The organism is Micromonospora sp. CPCC 206061, assembly GCF_036906915.1.
Taxonomy (GTDB): Bacteria; Actinomycetota; Actinomycetes; order Mycobacteriales; family Micromonosporaceae; genus Phytohabitans.
In genome coordinates this window covers 144,731-161,780 of the sequence record NZ_JBAKHX010000007.1, presented here as the reverse complement: position 1 = coordinate 161,780, position 17,050 = coordinate 144,731, and the positions used below count along the sequence as shown (strand labels likewise).

General features: G+C 70.3%; 19 protein-coding genes. 5 read left to right on the top strand and 14 right to left on the bottom strand.

Annotated elements, in window-relative coordinates; translation table 11 throughout:
* Positions 1-340: 340 nt before the first annotated feature.
* Positions 341-637 carry a hypothetical protein gene (locus tag V6V89_RS08840; protein ID WP_334618499.1) on the bottom strand — a complete coding sequence of 99 codons (297 nt, stop codon included), beginning with the start codon at positions 635-637 and terminating at the stop codon, positions 341-343.
* Between V6V89_RS08840 and V6V89_RS08835 the strand changes: the two genes are divergently transcribed.
* A complete protein-coding gene (locus V6V89_RS08835; RefSeq protein WP_334618498.1) occupies positions 621-1,532 on the top strand; it encodes a hypothetical protein in 912 nt (303 codons plus the stop codon). The genes V6V89_RS08840 and V6V89_RS08835 overlap by 17 nt on opposite strands.
* 144 nt (positions 1,533-1,676) lie before the next feature.
* Here the strand turns inward: V6V89_RS08835 and V6V89_RS08830 are convergent, their stop codons facing one another.
* The 9 genes from V6V89_RS08830 to V6V89_RS08790 form a co-directional block, all read right to left on the bottom strand.
* Positions 1,677-2,051 (bottom strand): metalloregulator ArsR/SmtB family transcription factor, encoded by a 375-nt coding sequence (locus V6V89_RS08830; protein ID WP_334618497.1) that lies wholly within the window; start codon positions 2,049-2,051, stop codon positions 1,677-1,679.
* On the bottom strand, positions 2,041-2,472 hold the full coding sequence (locus V6V89_RS08825; RefSeq protein ID WP_334618495.1) for an SRPBCC domain-containing protein: 432 nt from the start codon (positions 2,470-2,472) through the stop codon (positions 2,041-2,043). The genes V6V89_RS08830 and V6V89_RS08825 overlap by 11 nt, the downstream gene beginning before the upstream one ends.
* Before the next feature lie 93 nt (positions 2,473-2,565).
* Positions 2,566-3,396 (bottom strand): DUF899 domain-containing protein, encoded by an 831-nt coding sequence (locus V6V89_RS08820; RefSeq protein WP_442935098.1) that lies wholly within the window; start codon positions 3,394-3,396, stop codon positions 2,566-2,568.
* A 58-nt stretch (positions 3,397-3,454) separates the two neighbouring features.
* Positions 3,455-4,684 (bottom strand): MFS transporter, encoded by a 1,230-nt coding sequence (locus tag V6V89_RS08815; RefSeq protein WP_334618494.1) that lies wholly within the window; start codon positions 4,682-4,684, stop codon positions 3,455-3,457.
* A 46-nt stretch (positions 4,685-4,730) separates the two neighbouring features.
* On the bottom strand, positions 4,731-4,925 hold the full coding sequence (locus tag V6V89_RS08810; RefSeq protein ID WP_334618493.1) for a hypothetical protein: 195 nt from the start codon (positions 4,923-4,925) through the stop codon (positions 4,731-4,733).
* 1,002 nt (positions 4,926-5,927) lie between these two features.
* Positions 5,928-7,619: a cellulose-binding domain-containing protein gene (locus V6V89_RS08805; RefSeq protein ID WP_334618492.1), complete on the bottom strand. Its 1,692-nt coding sequence runs from the start codon at positions 7,617-7,619 to the stop codon at positions 5,928-5,930.
* 154 nt (positions 7,620-7,773) lie between these two features.
* Entirely contained in the window at positions 7,774-8,793 is a 1,020-nt protein-coding gene (locus tag V6V89_RS08800; RefSeq protein WP_334618491.1) for a LacI family DNA-binding transcriptional regulator, read from the bottom strand.
* A complete protein-coding gene (locus V6V89_RS08795) occupies positions 8,790-10,148 on the bottom strand; it encodes a GH1 family beta-glucosidase (RefSeq protein WP_334618490.1) in 1,359 nt (452 codons plus the stop codon). The genes V6V89_RS08800 and V6V89_RS08795 overlap by 4 nt, the downstream gene beginning before the upstream one ends.
* Positions 10,149-10,164: 16 nt before the next feature.
* A complete protein-coding gene (locus V6V89_RS08790) occupies positions 10,165-10,932 on the bottom strand; it encodes a maleylpyruvate isomerase family mycothiol-dependent enzyme (RefSeq protein WP_334618489.1) in 768 nt (255 codons plus the stop codon).
* A gap of 141 nt (positions 10,933-11,073) precedes the next feature.
* On the opposite strand from V6V89_RS08790, the gene V6V89_RS08785 reads away from it, so the two are divergent.
* Entirely contained in the window at positions 11,074-12,096 is a 1,023-nt protein-coding gene (locus V6V89_RS08785) for a UDP-N-acetylmuramate dehydrogenase (protein ID WP_334618510.1), read from the top strand.
* Here V6V89_RS08785 and V6V89_RS08780 read toward each other — a convergent pair.
* Complete coding sequence (locus tag V6V89_RS08780; RefSeq protein ID WP_334618488.1) at positions 12,093-12,533, bottom strand: CAP domain-containing protein; 441 nt, start codon at positions 12,531-12,533, stop codon at positions 12,093-12,095. The genes V6V89_RS08785 and V6V89_RS08780 overlap by 4 nt on opposite strands.
* A 247-nt stretch (positions 12,534-12,780) precedes the next feature.
* Positions 12,781-12,984 (bottom strand): hypothetical protein, encoded by a 204-nt coding sequence (locus V6V89_RS41665; RefSeq protein WP_442935097.1) that lies wholly within the window; start codon positions 12,982-12,984, stop codon positions 12,781-12,783.
* A 10-nt stretch (positions 12,985-12,994) separates the two neighbouring features.
* On the opposite strand from V6V89_RS41665, the gene V6V89_RS41660 reads away from it, so the two are divergent.
* Entirely contained in the window at positions 12,995-13,111 is a 117-nt protein-coding gene (locus V6V89_RS41660; protein WP_442935096.1) for an LPXTG cell wall anchor domain-containing protein, read from the top strand.
* Between the two features lie 3 nt (positions 13,112-13,114).
* Here the strand turns inward: V6V89_RS41660 and V6V89_RS08770 are convergent, their stop codons facing one another.
* Both V6V89_RS08770 and V6V89_RS08765 read right to left on the bottom strand, forming a co-directional pair.
* Positions 13,115-13,900: a class I SAM-dependent methyltransferase gene (locus V6V89_RS08770; protein WP_334618486.1), complete on the bottom strand. Its 786-nt coding sequence runs from the start codon at positions 13,898-13,900 to the stop codon at positions 13,115-13,117.
* The gene (locus V6V89_RS08765; protein ID WP_334618485.1) at positions 13,901-14,665 is read right to left on the bottom strand and encodes an SDR family oxidoreductase; all 765 of its coding nucleotides are present in this window, start codon (positions 14,663-14,665) and stop codon (positions 13,901-13,903) included. It lies immediately after the preceding gene.
* 232 nt (positions 14,666-14,897) lie between these two features.
* Here V6V89_RS08765 and mshA point away from each other — a divergent pair, with 232 nt between their 5' ends.
* Both mshA and V6V89_RS08755 read left to right on the top strand, forming a co-directional pair.
* The gene (mshA, locus tag V6V89_RS08760; RefSeq protein WP_334618484.1) at positions 14,898-16,253 is read left to right on the top strand and encodes a D-inositol-3-phosphate glycosyltransferase; all 1,356 of its coding nucleotides are present in this window, start codon (positions 14,898-14,900) and stop codon (positions 16,251-16,253) included.
* On the top strand, positions 16,250-16,783 hold the full coding sequence (locus tag V6V89_RS08755; RefSeq protein WP_334618483.1) for a YbjN domain-containing protein: 534 nt from the start codon (positions 16,250-16,252) through the stop codon (positions 16,781-16,783). Before mshA ends, V6V89_RS08755 begins: the two co-directional genes overlap by 4 nt.
* Positions 16,784-17,050: the final 267 nt, after the last annotated feature.

The window sequence follows — 17,050 nt, the reverse complement described above, 5'->3', positions numbered from 1 at the left end:
CTGCCCCAAACCAGGTCAGACAGACGGCATTACCCGATCAACGTTCAAAGACGCGGCACTAGTAGCCAGTGACCTGGCCAAACGTGCCGGCAGCGGCTCACCGGTGACGGTGATGTGCGGTGTTCGCGGCGACGCGTCCGGCCCACGAGTGCGTCGCCGCGAGCCGGTCGCCAAGAGAGAACTCCGCCCCGACCGTTCGGTACTGCCGCGATCGGGGCGGTTGTGCATCTGCTGGCCACCGCCATCGAGGAAGGTCGGTGCCGACCCTCGATGAGCGGCGTGCCGGCCGGGGCCACCTACCGCTTGCTGCTGTCCTGACGGGCGGGGCCCCGGCCCGCGGCTAGCGCAGATGCCGGGCGAAGAACCCGGCCGCGTCCTCCCCTGCGAACTGCGGGACACCGGTGTGTCCGCCCATGTTGGCGTGCAGCGTTTTCTCCTTGGAGCCGAAGGCGTCGAACAGGTCCAGGGCGGCCTGCCGGTCGTTCCCTTCGTCATCCCACTGCAGCAGGACATGCAGCGGAATGGTGACCTGTCGGGCCTCCTCGAACATGGTGCGAGGCACGAAACTCCCGGCGAAGAAGCCGGCGGCCACGATGCGGGGCTCGACCACCGCAAGCCGGATGCCGACGGAGATCACTCCCCCCCGAGTACCCGACCGGGCCGCCGATCTCGGGCAGCGACAGGAGGGCATCCAGGGCTGCCTGCGATTCCGGGACCGCCTTGTTGACGAGCGGGAGGATGAGGGCGTCGATGATCTTGTCGCTGACCGGCTCGCCGGCCTCCAGCGCCCGGCGCAGGTCGGTGCGGGCCTGCTCGATGGCGGCCCAACGGGGCCGGTCACCGCTGCCGGGGAGCTCAATGGTGGCCGCGGCGAACCCCTCCGCTGCGGAGTGCCGGGCCCGAGCCACCAGACGGGGGTACATCTTGCGCAGTCCGAGCGGGGGATGGCCGAGCAGGATCAGCGGGACCGGTGCGGATGCGGATCCGGGCGTCCACAGGATGCCGGGGATCTCGCCGAGGGTGAATTCGCGTTCGAGGACGCCGGCATCGAGGCGCTGCTCAGTAGTGAATCGCATGGTCGTGCCTTTCGGGAGTGCTCGCTAACGGCGCTCCCGGACGACCTATCGCCCGACCATGACCCCAGAGGGGAGCACCCATGTCGAAACGTTCACGGGTACCACCTCCTCGGTCTCTCGCACGGCCTCCAGAAACTAGCAGCGGCCGCCGTGATCCGCCATCCTGCTGCTCTGACGTCACGCCGCCGGGCACCCTGGCGGGGTGGTCACCGCCGGATCTTCGGTATCAGCCGCGCCGGAAACGACCGGTCTTACCCGCGTAACGCGACGACGCGAGTCGGACGGCACTATTTCGGCACAAGGTCCATGACCGCGCGAACGGTCGCGAAATCCACCGGCAAGGAAACGTGCTCGTGGCTGATCAGCCATCCCTTGCCTGACCGCCCGCAGCAACTGGTCACCCGCGCCACGATCCGGCCTGACCGCCGTTTATCAGCGTTCCGCTTGCTCGGCTGAACCAGTGGGCCATCGCTGGGTCCCCGCTCACCATGATGGTCAGGTCGCGGACTTCGATGTCGATTCCGCCGCGCCAGCCGTCAAACCACCGCAGGAACCTGTCCCGCAGCGCGGCCGACCCGACGAACTGCCGGCGACGCGTAGTCATTTCGCGGTGTCGGGTAGCCGCGGGCCGCCGGCTTGCGTCCGTTGCTTGTTGAGGTGGTCGGTCAACGCGTCGAGGGGTTTGTCCCAGTCGCGGGCCAGCGCGGCCAGGAACTGCTGGGCCTGCTGCATCGGTGCGGACCGCAGCCGGTAGCGGACCCGGCGACGCTCTCCGGGTTCGGCGGTGACCAGGCCGGCGTCGGCCAGCAGGGTGAGGTGTTTGGCGATCGCCTGTCGGGTGATCGGTAGACGGCCAGCCAGGTCGGTGGCGGTGGCCGGTCCTCCCGCGGCGAGCGCGGCCAGGATGGTGCGCCGGGTTGGGTCGGCCAGGGCGACGAAGACCTGTTCGGCGACCGCTTCGATGTCAGACGGCATCGAGGTGCTCGACGAGTTCGCCAAGTTCGCTGGCCCAGCCCTCGGTGTGGGCGTCGTACGCCTTTTGGTAGGCGTCCGGCGGCAGTTGGGCGAAGCCGGTCTCGACAACCCGCAGCCGCGTGCCCGAACTGACCGGTTCGAGAGTGAACTCCACGTAGGTTCGGCGGGCATCGTCTTCGGGTAGCCCGTCTATTTGCCAGGTGAACCCGAACACGGTCGGCTCCTCGACACGTTCCACCCGCATGTTTTTGGTGGACCCGTCGGACCAGCGCATCCGGGCCGTCCCACCGGGGCGCAGGTCGATGGTTACCTCCTGGCCGAACCAGGCGGCCAGCCCTTCGGCCGTGGTGAGCGCCGACCACACGTTGGCCGGTGGGTGAGCGAGTTGGACCGTCCGCTCGATGCGATCGGGAAAACCCATGACAGCCTCCAACGAGCAGCAACCGGCAAGTTGCCATAGTATCAAGTTGCTCGAGTTCCGCTGCCGCGAGGCCGAAGCTCCGGCATCCTCGCGCTACGTCCCGGTCGGGTACTGGTCGTGGCGGTGCAGCCACGACATGGCGGCGCCGTCCGAACGGCCCACCGGCCGCTCCCAGTCCTCCTGCCGGCCCAGGGCGGTCAGGTCGAGCCAGTTGTACGTGCCGTAAAGAAGGTCGAAGCCCCGTCCGTACGTGGAGTAGGTGTGGAAGATCCGGCCACCGTTGGTGAGGAACGCGCTCACCCCGGGCTGTTCGCCGGTCCAGCCCTGCCAAGCCGGGTCGTCGGACATGTCGCGGTAGTTGTACTCGACGTGGCCGGAGGAGGCGTCGAAGGTGACGCCGAAGTCGAGGTTGAAGTCGCAGCGGCCCGAGGAGTACCAGTCGATATTCCAGCCCATCCGCTTCCGGTACGCCTGAAGGCGGTTCAGCGGTGCCCGGGAGACGACCGCGAGGGTGGTGCCGCGGGCGTTCAGGTGCGCCTGGTGTCCGACGTTGTCGATGACGTATGAGCAGGATGGGCAGCCCTCGGTCCAGTCCGGCTCGAACATGAAATGGTAGATCAGCAGTTGGCGCCGCTGCCGGAACAGGTCGGCGAGCCCCACCGGCCCGTCCGGGCTGTCGAAGACGTAGGGCTTGTCGACCTCGACCATCGGCAGCTCCCGCCGCGCGGCGTTCACCGCGTCCCGGTACCGGTTCAGCTGCTTCTCCTTGGCCAGCAGTTCCAGGCGCGCGGCCCGCCACGTCGCGGCGTCAACGATCTGCGGCAGGTCCATCGAGGCCGGGGGCGACGACGACGGTGACCCCACCGGCTGGCGGTCGGTGGTCGACGGCGTCGGCCGGGTGCGGTGCGTTGATTCATCGGTCATGGTCGTGTCCTCTCTGTGTGTCAATTTTGCTTGGCGTCGATTTTGTCTGGGTGGTCGATCAGGCCGGGATGCGGGCCGGTTCCGGCACCGCTGCCGGCGACGTGGCCGCGCCGACGGTCGGTGGCCGCAGGAAGCTGGCCGCCCAGGCCGCGGGGATGCCGAGCACGGCGATGACGAGTCCGGTGAGCACGGCTGTCGAGGCGGTGAAGGCGCCGATCGCCATGCCGCCGGCGAAGGAGCCGAGCGCGGTGCCCAGGCCGGCCGCGGAGGCGGGCAGCGACTGCGCCAAGGTATCGCCGGGGCCAGCCAGGCTGACGACGCGGTACTGCATGGACGGTGCCATGCCCATGGCGAACAGTCCCAGGGCCAGCAGCGCAACCGCCACCGGGACGGCGCTGGTGCCGGCGACGTACAGCATCAGCAGGCAGGCCGCGACGCCGGCGGTGCCGACGGTCAGGGTGCGTGCGGCGTTGGCGTCGGCGAAGCGACCGCCGCCGAATGAGCCGACTGCCGTGGCGACGCCGTACGCCAGCAGAAACACGCTTACCAGCGCGCCGGAGATGCCGGTGACGGACTGCAGGAACGGCACGATGTAGGTCAGCGGCGCGTACACCGCGGCGAACACCAGGACGGTCAGGCCGAGGACGGCCAGCACCCGGGGCGCGAACGCTGACCGCGCCTGGCGGACCGCGCCGTCGCCGGCTGACGGCGCGGACGGGACCAGCACCAGGGTGGCGACCAGCGCCGCCACGGCCACCCCGCCGACCGCGGTGAACGCGCCGCGCCAGCCCAGAGCCTGGCCGAGCAGCGTGCCCACTGGCGCGCCGAGCGCCCCCGACACTGCGGCACCCGAGATCACCACCGCCATCGCCCGGCCCGCGCGCGCCGGTGGGACGGCGGCGATCCCGGCCGCGAACGCGGCGGCGATGAACAGGCCCTCGAGCGCGCCAGTGACGGCGCGCGACGCCACGACGACTCCGTAGCTGGTGGTGAGCACCGTGATCAGGCTGCTCAGCACGAACAGCGCGAGCGCGCCGACCAGGACGGTGCGCCGGTTCAGGCGGATCGTCAGCGCTGTCAGGATCGGGCCGCCGATGGCCAGGCCCAGCGCGTACGCGGTGACCAGCGCTCCGGTCGCTGGGATGGAGACCCGCAGGTCGGCGGCGATGAGGTCGAGCAGGCCCACGACCAGAAGCTCGGTGCCGCCCATGACGAACATGCCGACAAACAGCGTGGCCAGGGCGAGATTCGCCCTGGTCGGGCTCAGTGATCCCTGGTGGGTACCCATGACTGAACGTCCTTCCGTTCGAATCGTTTGGTTCGCCTCGCCCCACTCAGGAGGACACCTGGCCGGCCACTCGCGAACTCGCGCGGGCGGTCCGGTCCAGCGCGGCGGCGACCGCCGAGCGAAGGGCGCGGGCGCGCGGCCGGCGCTCCACGTGCGGCACGATCGGGGCGCCCGGGCGGGCGCTGTACAGCTCGTCCCGCACGGCGTTCTGGGACATCACGAGCCCGACGGCCATCTGCATGGTGATCACTCCTTGGTCGAGTCATATAGCAACCGTTCAGTTGCCACTTTATGGCAACCGAATGGTTGCGTCAAGATAGCTCGGTGGAGGCTAGGGCCGGGCCGATTCAGTGCCAGTTGCTGATCAGGACCTCGCGCGGGTGTGGTGCGCCGGTGCCGGTCTCGACCAGCTGCTTGGGGCTGGTGGCTGCTGTGGTGGGCGCGGCGGTAGGCCCATGCCTTGGCCAGTGCGGTTCCTGCACCGGGCGGCAGCCGCCGGCAACTCCACGGCCGCCGCCAACCTCGGTGGACTGCTGATGATCGCCAGCGAGTTGGACAGGCCGAAATACGGTGCCGCCCGCCTTGTTGCCGCATGGCCGCATCTCCGGCGTCAGAACGGACGCACCCTCATCGGCAGATGTGGACGCCATCCAGCCGACCAGTTAGTTGCTCAGAGTGCATCGACGTCCTCTCGCCAATCGCGCTGACCGCAACTCTTTCCTCGTCGTCGTCACGATCGTGCTCGGCATTGCGATCAGAGCGTGGAGGACAACTCGGGCGGTGGACTCCGCAGCCTTCCTGGCCTGCTCGGGTAGCTTTGGAGGATCGTGTGCGCGTACTAGCGCGCCGACTGGCGGTCTCGACCCTCTCTGTGGCTGTTGCGGTGACGATGTTCGCCTCGCCGGCCCGCGCCGCGACGAACCCGTTCACCGCGGCGCAAGCCTGCAACAACGACTTCGCTGGCTCGTGGGCCTGGACGCCTGCGTCATGTACGTGGTGGGGGTACGCGTCGCAGGCGCGCACCGATCAAGGGGCATTGCATCGATCAAGGGCAAACGCACGTGGTTTTGAGATCGAACCACGTGCGTTTGCCCTTGATCGACGGGGAGAGCCGGCGAGCGGGGCGGGGCGGGCGAGCGGGGCGGGGCGGGCGAGCGGGGCGGGGCGGGCGAGCGGGGCGGGCGAACCCGGCGGGGCGGGCGAGCGGGGGCGGGGCGGGTGAGCGGGGGAGGGGGAGCGCGGTCTAGGTGAGGGGCATTACGCGGGCTATGCGGATTGACGTGTTGGTGGTGCCGGCCGCTGGGTAGGCGGTGCTGCCGTCGGCGTAGGGCTTGAAGGCCTGGTAGCTGTGGTCGGGCACGTTGATCGTGAACTGGCTGCCTACCGTCGTGCCGCTGCTCGCGTCATACACCTGCGCGGCCATCGAGGAGCCGGACTCCCAGGTCAGCAGCATCCGGCTGGCGCCGTAGCTGACCAGGTGGGGATGGCTCGATCGTGCGGCTGTCGTGATGGTGGTGTCGGAAGCGCCGGTGGTGAAGTGTTCGAGGCGGACCTGGCCGCCCTGGCTCCACGCGGTCCAGTAGCCGGGCTTGCTGGCCAGGACGAGATCGCCGCCGAACAGCGTGCCGTCGCAGGCACCGGCGGCCACCGTCCGGTACGGGTTCGGCTGAGCGATGCGGCAGGCGTTGTCAGTGGCGCAGACCATCGCGTACCGGCTGGTGCGTGGGTCCCACGCGATGCGTGACGTCCAACTGTGGCTGCACCCCACTTGGAAGCTGTCGCGGTGGTTGGAGACCAGTGTGCCGTTGGCGTCGACGACCTGCATGCGGTCGCCTTCGTGGATGTCGACGCAGTTGCCGTTCTGCACGGTGATGGCGACGCCGAAGTACGCGGCGAAGGTCTTGCCGTCGGACGCGAGCCGGCCGTGGTGCTGGTACCACCAGATGAACCGGGCGCCGTTGTCGTACCCGGAAAGGCTGTCGCTGAGGTTGGTGACCTGCCGCTCCCACACCTGCTGGCCGGAGTTGTCGAAGCGGATCATGTGCATGGTGTTGCACGGGCTGGACGAGCCGCCGCACAGGGGGCCTTCGCCGCACTCGCCGCGCCGGGTGAGCAGCAGGACTCCGCCGTTGGCGTCTGCCTGGACGTCCTGCAGGTCGATTCCCTCGAAGCTGGTTGGCGTGCCTACGAGCTTGTCGTCACAGTCGAGCTTGCCCAGGTAGACGCGGTTGTCGGTGCCCCGCCACGCCAGCCACGAGCCACCGGACGGCGTTGCTGCTATCGCCATGGGCAGCGGCTCGGTGTCGCCTTCCCGCCCGTACCCGGTCACCGGCACTCCGACGTTTACGTCGGTGACCTTCACGACCGGACCGGCGGCGGCCTGCCGCGCGCAGCCGTCCGACGACGACGCCGATGGCGTCGGGGAGGACGGTGAAGGAGAAGGTGATGAGGAAGGCGAAGGGGAAAGCGACGCGGAAGGCGACGACGAAGGCGAAGGCGGAGCTGTGGTCGCCGCCACCTGACCGGTGCAGAGCACGCCGTTGAGCGAGAAGTCGGTCGGGGTCGGGTTGCCCGAGCCGTTCCATGTGCCGTTGAAACCGAACGAGGCAGTGCGGTTCGTGCGGAGCGTGCCGTTCCACGACGCGCTGTTCGCGGTGACGGCAGTGCCGCTCTGGCTGACCGTCGCGCCCCATGCCTGCGTCACGGTCTGCCCAGCCGGGTAGGACCAGCGCACCGTCCAGCCCCGGACCGGATCGCCCACGTTGGTGACCGCCACGTTCGCGGAGAAGCCCGTGCCCCACTGCGACCGCACCGTGTAGCTGACCGAGCAACCGGTCGAGGCGGCGTGCGCGACCACAGCCGTGGCCGCGGCGGCAGCCACCGCGGCCGTACCAGCGGCTGCGAGCAGCACCGTGCGGATTCGTCGTTTGGGCATGGTCCGGGTCTCCTGTCGTGGACAAGGTCGAGCAGCCGCCCGATCCTATGGAGACCAATCGACCAGCGCAAATTTGCCTTAATAGACCATTAAGGGGACCAGAACGACGGGGAAGGTGTCGATTCCTATCCCGACGAGTGCGACGAATGAGAGATCAGGCGGATTCGCGGATGATTAGCTCGGTGGGCAGGATCAATGCGTCTTCGACGTCTTCGCCGGAGGCCTGTCGCAGCAACTGGCGCGCCATCTCGCGTCCGATCTGGACTATCGGCTGACGGACGGTCGTGAGCGGTGGATCGGTGTACTGGGCGATCTCGACGTCGTCGAAGCCGACCACGGCCACGTCGTCGGGCACCCGCCGGCCGGCTTCGCGCAGCGTGCGCAGGGCACCGTGTGCCATCAGGTCGGAGGCGGCGAACACGGCGTCGAGATGCGGGTCGTCCAGCAGCAGCTGGCGCATGGCCTGCGCACCGGACTCCCGGGTGAAGTCGCCGACGGCGACGATGGAGCGGCGGGCGGAGTCGCGCAGTTCGTTGCGGTATCCGGTGAGGCGGTCGACGCCGGCGACCATGTCCTGCGGGCCGGCGATGGTGGCGATGCGCTGCCGGCCGGTGTCGATCAGATGGCGTACCGCGTCGGCGGCGCCCCGGACGGAGTCGACGTCGACGTACGGCACGGTCGGGGTGATGCGTCCCAGGGGGCGGCCGCTGCACACGACGGGGATGCCGAGGCGGGCGAGGGTGCTCGGGAGCGGGTCGACGCCGTGCATCGAGGCGAACATGACGCCGTCGACGTGCCGGCCCGTGGTGTATCGCTCGACCCGGTCATAGCTTGCCGTCGAGCCGGCCATGATGAGCACGAGCTGCTTGTCGGCGGCCTCGAGCTCCTGGCTGACGCCGCGCACGATGCGAGGGAAGAACTGGTCGTCGGAGAACACCCGGGTGGCCGACTCGGGCAGGATCAGGGCGATCGAGTCGGTGCGCTGGGTGACGAGGCTGCGGGCGGCGAGGTTGGGGACGTACCCCATCTCCTCGACGGCCTGGCGCACGGCGTCGCGGATGGATTCGGCGACGGTGGTGGAGCCGTTGACGACGCGGGAGACCGTGGCGCGGGAGACGCCGGCGCGCCGCGCCACCGCCTCCAGCGTCGGCCGCTCCCGCGCCGCCCTGGTCATCGATCCTCGAGCCCGTTGCGCGCGATGACCGAGCGGTACCAGTGGGCGCTCTCCTTCAGCGTGCGGCGCTGTGTCTGGTAGTCGACGTGGACGATGCCGAAGCGCTTGGCGTATCCCTCGGCCCACTCGAAGTTGTCGAGGAACGACCACAGGAAGTATCCGCGTACGTCGACACCGCGTGAGATGGCGTCGTGCACCGCGCGCAGATGACCGTCTACGTAGGAGATCCGGTCGTGGTCGGGGCCGGTGTGGGGGAACGCCGCGCCGTTCTCCGTGATCATGATGGGAATGCCCGGGTAGTCGGCGTGGATCTGCTCCAGCAGCCCGGTGAGGCCGGCCGGCTCGATCTGCCAGCCCATGTCGGTCAGCGGGCCCGTCGGCGGCAGGAACTCGATGCCCTCGGTGCCCGGGTTGTTCGGGCCGCCGCCGGGGGAGCCCTTGCGCCCCGCCACGTAGGTGGGCGCGTAGTAGTTGACGCCGAGCAGGTCGATCGGTGCGGCGATGGTCTTGGCATCCTGGTCGTGGATGTGGCCGAGGCCGGCCAACGCTTCGATCAGCTCCATGGCCTCCGGCGGATAGGTGCCGGCCAGGATCGGGTCGTAGAAGATCCGGTTGCTGAGGGCGTGCACGACGCGCGCGGCCTCGACGTCCGCGGCATTGTCCGGGTCCGCCGGGCGCACCGCTGAGGGATTCAGCGTGATCCCGAGGGTCTGCGCACCCGCCGCGCGCAGCTCACCCACCGCGAGGCCATGGGCCAGGAGCAGATGGTGTACAGCTTTGAGCGCCGCCGCCGGGTCCTGGTGCCCGGGGGCGTGGATGCCCGAGGCATATCCCAGGAAGGCGGAGCACCACGGCTCGTTGAGCGTGGTCCACACCCGCACGCGGTCGCCCAGCCGCTGGTACACCGCCGCGGCGTACTCGGCGAACCAGGAGGCGGTCTCGCGCGCCGTCCAGCCGCCGCGGTCTTCCAGCGGCTGCGGCAGGTCCCAGTGGTACAGGGTCACCACCGGGTCGATGCCGCGCTCGTGCAGGGCGTCGACGAGCCGGTCGTAGAAGTCGAGCCCGCGCGGGTTGACCGGGCCGGTGCCGTCGGGCTTGATCCGCGGCCACGAGATCGAGAACCGGTACGACCGCAGCCCCACGTCGGCCATCAGGCCGATGTCGTCGGGGTACCGGTGGTAGTGGTCGCACGCCACGTCACCGGTGTGACCGGCGAACACCTTCCCCGGCGTACGCGAGAACGTGTCCCAGATCGACGGACCGCGGCCGTCGTCGCGGGCCGCGCCCTCGATCTGGTACGCCGCGGTCGCCGCACCCCATACGAATCCGTCCGGAAACCGCAGGCCTACCGTCATCCCCCAATACTAGGGATCAACCGGTGCGCAGGCAGTCCAGGAGCGTCGCGTCGCCGGTCACCTCGAGCACGTCGAACGGGACTCGCCCGAACAGGGCGAGCAGCAGGTCGCTCGCCGTGCCGGCCGCGTACACCCGGGCGTGGTGCTCGTCGCTGTCGAGCAGCGTGCCGGTGTCGAGCAGGGCGACGCCTTCGCCGCGCAGCCGCAGAAACCACTCCTGGCTGGCGTCGGTGGCCACGAGCTGCACCACGCCGTGGCGCGGGCCGGGCAGCTGGCGCCGGCCAGCGGGCAGCCAGGTGTCGAGCACCTCGCCAACGCCGTCGACCGCGAGCTTGGTCTCGACCGGCTCACCCGTGCCGATCGCCATCTGGGCGTCCCACCGGTGCACCGCCGTCTCTTGCGCCATTCGCCGGTGCCAGAAGCCGGCCTTCTTCGCCTGGGGCGCCCAGTTCCACGCGGGGAGTTCGGGGTCGAGCGCGTCGAGCGCCTCGACGAGCTGCTGGTACTCCTCCTGCCACCACTCGACGGCCGCCGGACCGGTCGGCAGGTCTTCCAGGAGGGGCGCCCGCCGCGACTCGGGTGGGGTGGTGACCCCTCGACCGGCGTGGCCGCGGACCCACCGGTACACGGAGCCCAGGTGGTGGACGAGGTCGGTGACGGTCCAGTCGGGGCAGGACGGGATCTCGGCGTCGGGCGGCGCCTCCGCGACCGCGGTGCGGAACGCCGGACCCTCGGCGCGCAGGCCGGCGATCCAGAAGTCTCTCGAGCCGTGCAGTCTGCTCATCACGATCCTCCCGACGCGACTAGACCGCCTCAAGGTGCACCACCGTAAGGTTGCCCAGTCTGCCTCCAGCCTAGGGTGAGTGGCGTGCGAGACGTTAGGGCGAAAGTGCCAGCCGCTACCGGTCCGACGGTTACCCGTTCGCTGGCCGCTTACACCACATTGGGCCTCGGCGGTCCCGCTGGTCACTTGATCACCGCTAGCAACGCGGAGGAACTAGTGCAAATCGGTCAGCGTACCGAGGAGCCGGTGTTCTTCTTGGCCGGCGGCAGCAACGTGGTGGTCGGAGACGCGGGGTTCCCCGGCACGGTTGTGCTGATCAGGTCACGAGGCGTGGCGGTGCGCTCCGAGGACGGCGGCACGGTAGACGTGACCGTCGAGGCGGGTGAGCCCTGGGACGACGTCGTGGCGGCCGCTGTCGACGCCGGGTGGTCGGGCCTGGAGTGCCTGTCCGGCATCCCGGGGTCCGCCGGTGCGACCCCGATCCAGAACGTCGGCGCGTACGGCCAAGAGGTCGCGGAGACGATCACGGCGGTGCGGGCGTACGACCGGGTGCGGGGTGAGCTGTGCACGATGACCAGCGATGAGTGCGGCTTCGCGTACCGGGCGAGCGTCTTCAAGCACAGCAGCCGCTGGCTGGTGATCTCGGTCGACTTCCGGCTGGTCAGGTCGCCGCTGTCCGGCCCGGTGCGGTACGCCGAGCTGGCTCGGGCGCTCGGCGTGGAGATCGGCGATCGGGTGCCGCTGGCAGACGCGCGCGCAGCCGTGCTTGCCCTTCGCGCCGGCAAGGGCATGGTGCTCGACCCGGCCGATCCGGACACCCGGTCGGTGGGGTCGTTCTTCACCAACCCCGTACTGGACCCGGCGGCGTACGCGGCGCTGCGGGAGCGAGCCGCCGGGATCGGCGAGCCGCCTTCCTGGCCGAGCCCGGACGGCGTGGTCAAGGTCAGCGCCGCCTGGCTGATCGACAAGGCGGGCTTCCAGAAGGGCCACCCGCGCACGGACGGCGTGGCGATCTCGTCAAAGCACACCCTGGCGCTGACCCACCGGGGCGGCGGCACGACGTCGGCGCTGCTCGCGCTCGCGGCCGAGATCCGCGATCGGGTTCACGACCGGTTCGGCGTGACCTTGCACCCCGAACCGGTGCTCGTGAACTGCGAAATCTAGACCCGACCGAAGTCCTGGGTCCAGAGAAGGGCGCCGTCGTGGGCCTTGGCCACTCCGATGCCGACCGCTTTGGCCGTGCAGTCGAGGATCGCGCTGCGGCGCGGCGCGCTGCCGAGCCAACCCTTGACCACGTCGGCGGCGGTCGGGTGGCCCTTCGCGATGTTCTCGCTCATCGCGTGGTCGTAGCCGGCCCGCTTGGCGCGGGTGCTGAAATCGCTCCCATCGCTGCCGGTATGGCTGAAGAAGTCGTTTGCCGCCATGTCGGCGCTGTGGCGGCGCGCGGCGGTCCTGAGCCGGCTGTCCTCGCGTACCGCCGGGCAGCCGTGGTCCGCCCGGGTGTCGTTCGTGAGGCGCACCACCTCGGACTCGGCGGATGCCGGCACGGCGAACCCGAGCACAGGGCTCGCGATGACCCCTACGGCAGCTGATTCGAACATCGCTGTCACCCCCATGAACTGCGTGCGGAGGGAATCCCGAAATTACCTATGAGTAAACAGCGTTGCCATTTCCCTTTATCCTCGTTGTCCGAAGTGTGTTGATCTCGACTAAAACGAGCGTCATTCGGCGCGTTTCGATAGCAGGTCTGCTCGTCGCCGGAATCACGACGGCCGTCGTCGCGTCGGCATCCGCCGTGCTGGCCGGCAATGGCGCGCCAAGTGTGGAGCGGACAAACGGCTACGGCGGTTACGGAACCCCGTCCGCGAGCGTGAGCGCGACCACCAGCCCGAGCCCGAGCGTGAGTTCCACGACGAGCCCCAGCCCCAGCGCCAGCCACACGAAGTCGCCCCGCCCAAGCCCGAGCGTGAGCACCACGTCGAGTCCGACGTCGAGCCCATCCGTCACGCCTTCCGCCACCACGTCGGTGACCGCCTCGGCGAGCCCGAGCAAGACGCCGGAGATGCCGCAGACCGGTAACGACGTCGCGCTGACCGCGGGGGCCGGCGCGGCCCTGCTGCTCGGTGGCGCGGGCGTACTGCTCCTCGCCCGGCGCAGGCGGAACCAGATCACGCCGTAGGTGTCAGGTGGCCGGCGCGACCGCCGGCCACGCCACCGTCACCTCACCCAGTCGCCAGCGGGCTGGCCGGTCGAGCACCGGCCAGCCCGCTTCGCGTACCGCCGACACGGCGCGCACCCACCGCTGGCGCGGGCCGAAGGTGGCGTAGGGCGCGGCGTCCCGCCAACCGCCGGACAGCGCGCCGACGAACTCGTGCACAGGCTCACCGGGCACGTTGTGGTGGATGAGCGCCTTGGGCAACCGCTCCGCGAGCGTGGCTGGCGTGTCGAGTGTGGACAGCTTCGCGGCCAGGGTCAGCGAGCGCGGGCCGGCGCCGTCGAGCAGTACCCACGACGCGAGGCGGCCCAATTCGTCGCAGGTGCCTTCGACGAGAACCCCGTCGGGCGCGAGCGCTGCGGTCATGGCGCGCCAGGCAGGGCCCACCGCCGCCTCGTCGTACTGCCGGAGCACGTTGAGAGCCCGCACGACGACCGGGCGCAGGCCAGCCAGCTCGAAGCCGCCCCGTAGGAAGTCGAGCCCCGGTGGATCGGCGGCAGGCGCGGCGGCGGCCACCCGGGCCGGATCGATCTCCAGCCCGACGACCCGTACGTCCGGCCGGACCGCGGTGGCCAGCCGGGCCCGCAGCTCCACTGTGGTCACCGGAGTCGCGCCGAAACCGAGGTCGATCACCAGCGGGTCCGGCGCGTCCCGGAGCAGGTCGCCGCAGTGGGCCGCGATCCAGTTGTCCACCCGGCGCAGCCGGTTGGGGTTCGTCGTACCGCGGGTGATGGCCCCGACCGGACGCGGCACCTACTTCACCCGGTGCACCTTGTGCTGCGCCGCCTGGGCGAGCGGCCGGACCACCAGCCGGTCGACGTTGACGTGGTGCGGCCGGGTGGCGGTCCACGCGATGCAGTCCGCGACGTCCTCGGCCACCAGCGGCTCGGCGACACCCTCGTAGACCGCCTCCGCCCGCGCCTCGTCGCCCCCGAAGCGGGTCAGCCCGAACTCGTCGGTCTTCACCATGCCCGGGTCGATCTCGACCACGCGGATCGGGTGCCCGCACAGCTCCAGCCGCAGCGTCTCGGCGAGCGCGGTCTGCGCGTGCTTTGCGGCCGCGTAGCCGCCCCCACCCTCGTACACGATCAAACCGGCGGTGGAGCTCAGCACGACGACGGTGCCCGCGCCCGACGCCTCCAGCGCGGGCAGCAGCGCCTGGGTCACCCGCAGCGTGCCGAGCACGTTCACGTCGTACATCCACTGCCAGTCTTCGACTCGCGCCGACCCGACCGGGTCCAGGCCGCGGGCGCCGCCGGCGTTGTTGACCAGCAGGGTGACGGGCTCGCCCAGCTCGGCCACGGCGGTCGCCAGCGCCGCCACCGACTCGTCGGACGTCACGTCGCAGGGCACAGCCGTGGCGATGCCGCCGGCCTCCGTGATCCCCTTGGCGAGCTCGTCGAGCCGGTCGACCCGCCGGGCGGCGACGACGACGTGGAACCCCTCGGTCGCCAGCCTGCGCGCGGTCGCCGCGCCGATGCCGCTGGACGCCCCGGTCACGATCGCAATCGGTGTCATGCGCCGCCTCCCGCAGCCGGCCCGGAGTCGAGGGAGCTGTGCCGGCGGCTTGCTAGCTCTGTCATGCCACCGATTCTCGCGCAGCCCCACATGTGATCGCCCCCACGTCCTGGACCTCGGAGTATGCGGGTATCGGACCAGAACGGGAAGATGGGGCACGACACGGGGGTTGATGTCTGAGGTTGCCTAGATGCAGCCGAGCGGTCACTCACCGTGGTGGAAGGAGCAAGGCGTGGCGCACACGCAGACAGGCGTGGTCCGGCAGCGACAGCCACAGCCGTGGCCCACGCCGCGGCGCATCGCCACCCTCTCAGTGCACACCTCGCCGCTGGACCAGCCGGGCACCGGCGACGCCGGCGGCATGAACGTCTACATCGTCGAGGTCGCCCGCCGTCTCGCCGATGCCGGCGTCGAGGTCGAGATCTTCACCCGCGCCACGTCGAGCGGCCTGCCTTCCCGGGTCGAGATGGCGCCTGGCGTGGTGGTGCGACACATCACATCGGGGCCGTTCGAAGGGCTGGCCAAGGAAGACCTGCCGGGCCAGATGTGCGGTTTCACGACCGGCGTCCTGCGCGCGGAGGCGGCGCACGCGCCCGGGTACTACGACATGATCCACTCGCACTACTGGCTGTCGGGCCAGGTGGGGTTGCTCGCCAAGGACCGGTGGGGCGTGCCGCTCGTGCACACCGCCCACACCCTTGCCAAGGTCAAGAACTGCCAGCTCGCCACCGGCGACCGCCCGGAGCCTCTGGGTCGGGTCGTGGGCGAGGAACAGGTCATCGGCGTCGCCGACCGCCTGGTCGCCAACACCCAGGTGGAGGCGCGCGACCTGATCGACCGTTACGACGCCGATTCGCAGCGGGTCTCGGTGGTCGAGCCCGGCGTCGACCTGGAGCGCTTCCGGCCCGCGACCGCCGGGCGCGAGGCCGCGGCGCGGCTCGCCGCCCGCCGTCACCTGGGCCTGCCGGAGCAGGGAAACATCGTCGCGTTCGTCGGGCGCATCCAGCCGCTCAAAGCCCCAGACGTACTACTGCGTGCCGTCGCCGCCCTTCGCGAGCGCGACCCGGCCCTGGCCAGTCAGGTCACCGTCGTCGTCTGCGGCGGGCCCAGCGGCAGCGGACTCGAAAGGCCGACCTCCCTGATCGAGTTGGCCGCCTCGCTCGGCGTCACCGACGCGGTGCGGTTCCTGCCACCGCTCACCGGTGACGCGCTGCCCGACCTGTACAGGGCCGCCGACCTGGTCGCGGTGCCGTCGTACAACGAGTCGTTCGGCCTCGTCGCGCTGGAGGCACAGGCCTGCGGCACGCCGGTGGTCGCCGCCGCCGTCGGTGGGCTCGTCACCGCGGTTCGCGACGGCGTGAGTGGCGTACTGGTCGACGGGCACGCGCCAGACGACTGGGCGCGGGTACTGGGAGCGCTGCTCCACGCGCCGGCACAACGGGAGGCGCTGGCACGCGGCGCGGTCGGACACGCCCACCGGTTCTCCTGGGAGCGCACCGCGTCCGGCCTGCTCGCCGTCTACCGTGACGTGATGACCGAGCACCGGGAGCAGATCGCTGCCGAACTCGCGCTCGTGGACTGCCTGTGAAACGGGCCGACATCGGGGCGCTCATCGAGCAGGTGTGCGCGGAGCGAGAGCTGCCCTGCGAGCCCACCGGCGAACTGTCGTACGCGGTGACTCTGCCCGGCACCCACAAGCTGAAGACGGTCTGCAACCTCATCGTGGGCGAGCACGCCCTGCGGGTCGAGGCGTTCGTGATGCGGCAGCCCGACGAGCGGCGGGAAGAGCTGTGGGCGTGGCTGTTGCAGCGCAACGCGCGCATGTACGGGGTCGCGTTCTCCATCGACAAGGTCGGCGACGTCTACCTGACCGGACGCGTGGGGCTCGCCGGCGTCGACGAGGACGAGCTCGACCGGTTGCTGGGTTCGGTGCTCACGTACGCCGACGAATCGTTCGACACGATGCTGGAGATTGGCTTCGGTACGGCGATCCGCCGCGAGTGGGAGTGGCGTGTCAAGCGCGGCGAGTCGGTGGCGAACCTCCAAGCCTTCGCCCATCTGAACCCGACGTTGCCACAGGGTAAACGCGCTGGTGATGTGATGGGCGAGACAGCCTAACCCGCTTGTGCCCTGAAAGCCTTGAGCCGTAACGTGATCAGCACGCGCCGCGCTTGGTGGGTTCGGGGGAACACCGGTCCGATTCGGACCGTGTACCGAGCGGGTGCCGGGGGATGGGTGGCACGTGGGGCCGTTGGGGGACGGTGCGGCCACCTGAAGACCGGCGGCGAATGCGGGCGACACTTACGGGGGTGAGTGTCGCCCGCCGCCGCCGGGCCGCAGCCCCGGCGGGGGTGAGTGTCGCGCAGTGCCCGTCACGAAGCCGCC